General features: G+C 40.6%; 4 protein-coding genes. All 4 read right to left on the bottom strand.

Annotated features, from left to right (window positions below):
• Nucleotides 1-1,944: lectin-like domain-containing protein (locus SINDD18_RS08755; protein WP_153014451.1), on the bottom strand; the 1,944-nt coding region annotated here is incomplete at its 3' end.
• A gap of 554 nt (nt 1,945-2,498) precedes the next feature.
• On the bottom strand, nt 2,499-5,291 hold the full coding sequence (gene ileS, locus SINDD18_RS08750; RefSeq protein WP_061863852.1) for an isoleucine--tRNA ligase: 2,793 nt from the start codon (nt 5,289-5,291) through the stop codon (nt 2,499-2,501).
• A 255-nt stretch (nt 5,292-5,546) separates the two neighbouring features.
• On the bottom strand, nt 5,547-6,332 hold the full coding sequence (locus SINDD18_RS08745; protein ID WP_049503972.1) for a DivIVA domain-containing protein: 786 nt from the start codon (nt 6,330-6,332) through the stop codon (nt 5,547-5,549).
• A 16-nt stretch (nt 6,333-6,348) separates the two neighbouring features.
• Nucleotides 6,349-6,603 carry a DivIVA domain-containing protein gene (locus tag SINDD18_RS08740; RefSeq protein WP_049528916.1) on the bottom strand — a complete coding sequence of 85 codons (255 nt, stop codon included), beginning with the start codon at nt 6,601-6,603 and terminating at the stop codon, nt 6,349-6,351.
• Nucleotides 6,604-6,606: the final 3 nt, after the last annotated feature.

The raw sequence follows: 6,606 nt of genomic DNA, 5'->3' as shown, positions 1-6,606 counted from the left end.
GGCTGTACCTGTAACTGCTTTATCACCAGCTTTAACTGGGTTCACAACTGGTGCATCTGGAGCTGTCTTATCATCTGCTTTCGCTACTGTTGCTGTAGTTGGAGTTGATGTATTGTTTGAAGCGTCTTTCGCTGTGACAGAGACTGTTTGACCTTCTTCCAAGCCGCTAACTGGAACGCTGAAGTTACCATCTTTGTCAGCTGTGGCTGTTGCTTTAGTGCCATCTGGAAGTTTTACTTCAACTGTTGAACCTGCTTCGGCTGTACCTGTAACTGCTTTATCACCAGCTTTAACTGGGTTTACAGTTGGGGCTGCTGGTGGTGTTGTATCTTTTACTTTAAATACATACTTCAGTAACTGTCCACCACTTCTAAGTCTTACAGTATTAGCACCAGCATTGTATGTCTCTGCTTTTTCAGAATTAACTTCTTTTAGTGTGTACCCTTTAGCTTCTAATTTGCTAATAGCTTTTTGAACTGCTTCAACAGAGTTCAAGTTAATAACTTCATCTCTATTTCCAGGGATCGCACTACTTGCTGCGAGTTCATTACCAGCTTCATCATAGAAGGCTACTTGTACAATTTGTGGTGCAGTAAACACAAATTTTTCAATTTGTACACGTTGTAAGTTGGTACCCGAACCCGTACTTCCTAAGAATGACAATGCATAAGTTGCATTTGAGGTGTTAAGAGCAGTCTTAGCACTTGGTTCCATGATTGAAGCATTCGCAGTCTTCAAATTAGTTGACCATTTTTCAGAACCGTAAGTTACAATAAACTCTTTTGTTTGACCTTTATATTCAATTTTAAAGTCTACCCATTGGCCACTTGGAGCTGGATTTAGAGCTTTTGCTGCTGAGCTACTTGTCGTTACCCTACCAGCATTATTTGATGAGTAGAATGAACCGAAGGCATTACTTCTCCATGCATTTCCACCATATCTTGGATCGGCTGATGCATTTTGGTTAGCATTTGGGTTAGAAGTGTTGTGCCATGAGTCTAGTTTGAAACCAAAGGCATTTTTGATAGTACCCATACCAATAGACGCTCCGGATTGACCAATAGTATCTACATTACCTGTATGGAAGACAAAGCCGACTCCATCACCACCTGGACGACCACCTACAGTATGACCTTCGTATTTATCACCAATATCTACCTTACCAGTAAAGGTAAAGTCTTCCCTAGGATCAATTTTAAAACGAAGGTAAGCACTACCAACTTGACCTGACACGTCATCTGTTAATTTAATTGTGCCAGACGTTTCATCATAATTTGCCGTACCACCTTCTTTAAAGAAACTATCAAAGTTATCTTTCGTTACTGTGACACGATCAAGTCTTGTTTCATCAACTGAACGTGATGTTCCTTCAGAAGTCGCACGTTTGTTTCTGACTTTAGGAGTTTCTGAAGAATCTGTAGTTTCTTCAGATGCTGCTTCAGTTGTTGTTTCAACTGTTGCTTCAGTAACTTCCTTCACGCTTGCCACTGCTTGATTCAAGCGTTCAACACTTTGGTTGACTTGTTCTTGGCTTGCAGAACCGTTCGCAACTAATGCTTCTGCTTCTGCAATTGCAGCTGTTACTTCAGCTTTAACCGAAGCTTCTTGAGCATCCAAGTTTTTAGCTTTTGCCTGTGCCAAAACAGCTTCTAGTTGAGATTTGTCAGCTGAAACGACAGTTGTTGCTGAATTTGCTTCCACTGTTTCAGTCGCAACTGGGCTAGTTGCTGCTGGTGCCGCATAGGTAGGCGCCTCTGCAGTAGGTTCAGCTTGTGTTGCTGAAGTTGTAGCTTCTGCCTTAGCTTCTACATTATCAGCGTGAACCGTTGGAGTAGCTAAAGTTGCTCCAACTGCAAATACTAGCGAACAACCAAACAAGAAATGTTTTCCTTTTTTGATCATCCGCCAGTTCTTTTGTTCCGCATTTTTACGGTTAAAATACATCACGTATCTACTTTTTTATTTTTGTAATATTGTATTTCACATACAGAACCATTATAACTTATTCGCTTTCAATATTCAAATTATTTGTTTTATTTTTTAAAAAAGGTCTATTTTATATAAATACATATGCTTGGTATCCTTTTCAACCTATAAATACAAGTATTTTTGATGTGAAAATAAGATTGATTATTCCTGGAAAACATTGAAAATAGTGATTTTTTGTCAATTTTTATTTTATGCGTTTTTTAAAAACTTATTTTTATTTTATTTGTGATTGTTTGCATATTTTTTACAAAAAAAGATTTATGTCGGATCTAAAAACATTTTAGTTTCTATTTTCTAAAATAAGAGAGTATTCACTCCATAAAAAAGGCGGTGGGACAGAAATCGATAGACCAAAGTCTCGATTTCGTAGTCCCAGCCCCGCGAGGATGATTAGAAGCTTTTTGGAGTCCAAAAGACGAACAAAAAGTTCAATCAGCTACCGCGTCAAAGTTTGATTCCTAATAAAAAATGAGGTCGGGATCTTTTGTCCCAACCTCCAGTATATAAATTTATTTTACTTCAAATCCTTCTGCAACTGCGTCCGCAAAGTTTTCTTCAACGATACTTGCACAGTGGTCGCAGATGGTTGCGTTATAGCTACGTTCTGCTGTACTTGGATCGATACGACGGCAACGGTCACACACTTCACCTGCAGCGCGTTCAACTGTGAAGGCTACATCTTCGAAGCTAACTGCGCCTTCTGGAGCTGGCCCTTCTGCGATGGTCAATTCTGAGACGATCAAGAGTTGAGCAACATTGCTATCAACAGCTCCAAGAAGAATTTTCACGACTTCGTTTGGATAAACTGTCAAATGAGCTTCAAGGGATTTACCGATTACTTTAGCATTACGCGCTTCTTCCAAGGCTTTTTGAGCTTGTCCACGGAAGTCCATGAAGGCTGCCCATGTGTCCAAGATTTCCTCTTGGTTCGCAAAGGTTTGAGCTTCTGGCAATTCTGATAATTGAACGAAGTCTTCAGCTTCAAACTCAAGATATGACCAGATTTCTTCCGCAGTGTGAGGAAGGATTGGTGTCAAGAGTTTGGTGATTTTTACAAGGATATCGTAGAAGACAGTTTGCATTTGACGGCGTTCAAGTGATTTGGCACCTTCGATGTAGACAACATCTTTGGCAAAATCAAGGTAGAAGGCAGACAAATCAACGTTGATAAAGTTAACAAGCGCCTTGTAGATGGTCAAGAATTCAAAGTTGGCATAAGCATCACGAATGGTCTTAACAAGCTGGTTAAAGCGGATGGTCATGTACTTGTCAACTGAACGTAATTCTTCGTAAGCCACTGCATCCTCAGCTGGGTTAAAGTCAGATGTGTTAGCAATCAAGAAACGAAGGGTATTACGGATCTTACGGTAAGTCTCAGAGACTTGGCTCAAGATATCCATAGAGATACGCACGTCGTTGCTTGAGTCAACACTTGTTACCCAGAGACGCAAGATTTCCGCACCGAATTGTTTTTCAACATCGCTTGGAGCAATGGTATTTCCAAGAGATTTAGACATCTTCTCACCTTTACCGTCAAGGGCAAAACCTTGTGACAAGATTTGTTTGTATGGTGCTACTCCATGGTTGGCAACAGATGTGATGAGTGAGGAGTTGAACCAACCACGGTATTGGTCAGAACCTTCAAGGTAGAGGTCAGCTGGGTATTTTAGTTCTGGTCGGTTAACCACAACCCCGTTCCACGAAGAACCTGAGTCAAACCAAACGTCCATGATGTCTGTTTCTTTCTTGAATTCACCATTTGGTGAACCTGGATGTGTAAATCCTTCTGGCAAGAGGTCTTTAGCATCACGTTCCCACCAGATGATGGATCCATGCTCTTCAAAGAGTTGAGCTACATGCTCAATGGTTTCAGCTGTCATGATTGGTGTGCCGTCTTCAGCATAGAAGATCGGAAGCGGAACACCCCAAGCACGTTGACGAGAGATAACCCAGTCACCACGGTCACGAATCATGTTGTAAAGACGGACTTTACCCCATTCTGAATGGAATTTCACTTTTTCAATTTCATCCAGGATTTCTTGACGGAATTTGGATACAGAGGCAAACCATTGTGGCACTGCACGCCAGATGATTGGTTTTTTCGTACGCCAGTCAAATGGGTATGAGTGAGAGATTTCTTCTTGAGCAAGAAGGAGGTTGCCTAGTTTCTCGATAACAGTTGGAACCACCTTGTCATAGAATTGACCTTCGAACTCAGCGCCAGCATTAGCCATCATAATTCCGCGTTCGTTAACTGTCACAGCAACTTCAAGACCATTAGCCACACCAACATTGTAGTCGTCCTCACCAAAACCAGGAGCTGTATGGACGATACCTGTACCAGAGTCAGTTGTAACGTGGTCACCAAGGATAACGAGTTCATCTACTGCAGTATCCCATGGGTGTTCTGTCACGATATGGTTCAATTCTTGACCACGATAAGTCGACAAAACTTGAACATCAGTCCAGCCAAATTTCTCAGACAAGCTGTTCAACAATTCAGCAGCAACCACAAACTTAAGAGTTTCACCAGCAGGTTGAACCAAAACGTAATCAATATCCGCACCAACAGTCAAACCACGAGAAGCAGTGATGGTAAATGGAGTAGTTGTCCAGACAACGATATAAGTATCTGTATCTAGAACACCTTTGCCATCCTTGACCTTATTGGCATAGTAAAGTGATGTTGAAACCAAGTCATGGTATTCAATTTCTGCTTCAGCAAGCGCTGACTCAGATGACCATGACCAGTAAACTGGCTTGGCACCACGGTAGATATAGCCCTTGTTAGCCATCTCGCCAAAGACACGAATTTGCGCTGCTTCATAGTCAGGGGTCAAAGTTACATATGGATTTTCCCAGTCACCAGAAACACCTAAACGTTTGAAGTCTTCGCGTTGTTTATCTACTTGAGAAAGAGCGTATTCACGGCAAAGTTTTAAGTACTCAACCAAATCCATCTCTTTGCGTTTGACACCCTGTTTTGCCAAAACTTGCTCGATTGGTAGTCCGTGTGTATCCCAACCTGGGATGTATGGTGCGTAGAATCCTGACATAGACTTAGAACGAACAATGATATCTTTTGAAATCTTGTTCATAGCATGACCAACGTGGATATTTCCGTTAGCGTATGGAGGGCCATCATGAAGAGTGAAATGAGGTTTTCCTTCATTTAATTCTTGACGGCGTTGGTACAATTTTGCTTCTTCCCATTCTTTTTGCCAAACTGGCTCTTTAGTTGGAAGGCCTGCACGCATTGGGAAGTCAGTTTTCCCAAGATTTAAAGTTTCTTTGAGTTTCATGATATCTCCTTTTTTATATAGACAAAATAAAAACCACGACTCGCTAAAAAGGACGAAAATCGTGGTACCACCTTTGTTCGGAAAAAGAACTAGTCTTTCTCCCTCTTTTCCCGTAACGTGGGGAACGTCAAATCCTACTAACTTCAGACTTGATAACTTGAGAGGATAATCTCATCAACAGGGATTGTAGGACTTCCACCATCGCCTACTCGCTGTAAATATGTTTGGTTAGATCTTGTTCTCAGATTTTCTTTCTTATAAAAGATCAATAGATTCTGTCAAGGGTGCTGGTTGAGAATCTTGGTTTGAAGAAACGACTCCTTCTACTACTGAGCTAGCAGTATCTGGAACTGTTTCTTTTTGTGATTCAGCCAATTCTCGATTAGCTGCTTCAATGCGAGCTTGGAGCTCTGCTACCTCCTCTGGTGAAAACTGACGAGTCATGTCAATTGGTTCTTCATCATGATATCCAGTTACATCTTCACCCAAAACTTCTCCGACAACTTCTTTAAAAGCTTCGTCACTTGTTTGAAGGTAAGTTGCTGTCGGACGCAAAATTTCTTCCCAGTCAGAAGAGTCTACAATGGCCAATTGACTCTCAATCGTAGATTTCAAACGTTGATGGAAGACACGGCTCTTATTCTTTAATTCTTCTGTCTCTACTGCAACCTTCTTAGCATTATCCGTAGCTTGACGCAAGATTTCATTAGCCTTATATTTAGCTTCATCAAGCAGACGCTGGGCATCTTGTTCAGCCTGTTTAAGGATATTTTGAGAGCGTTCATTTGCAGCTTGTTTGACACGTTCTGCAGTATCTTGAGCAATCAATACAGACTGGCTCAATGACTCCTTAATCTCATCGAAATAAGACAAACGTTCCTCTAAATTTTTAATGTGTTGCTCTTTTTCATGGTTACTACGAACAAGCGTTTCATAATCACGAACAACAATATCTAGAAATTCATCAACTTCTTCAGGATTAAAACCTCTAAACTTGGTACTAAAGGTTTTATCCTTGATTTCTAACGATGTAATTGGCATATTTTTCCTCACTTACTTAATAAAAAATAGAATCATTCAATGGTTCTGGTTCTTGCTCGTTTGTCACTGTTCTTTTAGGAAAATCATCAGTAAAAGACGAAAGACGTTCTTCTAATCTTTTGATATAGACTTCAGTTTCATCCTTGTAACGGACTAGTTCCTCATAGTCAAAATAAATCTTATCCAAAAATTCGTCAACTTCTTCCTTATTATAGCCTCTGAATTTAATGGAGAAAGCTTTATCAATAATTTCTTGTGGTGTAATCGACATTTT

The sequence above is a fragment of the Streptococcus infantis genome, from assembly GCF_001579645.1.
Lineage (GTDB): Bacteria > Bacillota > Bacilli > Lactobacillales > Streptococcaceae > Streptococcus > Streptococcus infantis_E.
The sequence above is the reverse complement of the archived record's forward strand: the minus strand, read 5'-3'. Positions and strand labels throughout refer to the sequence as shown.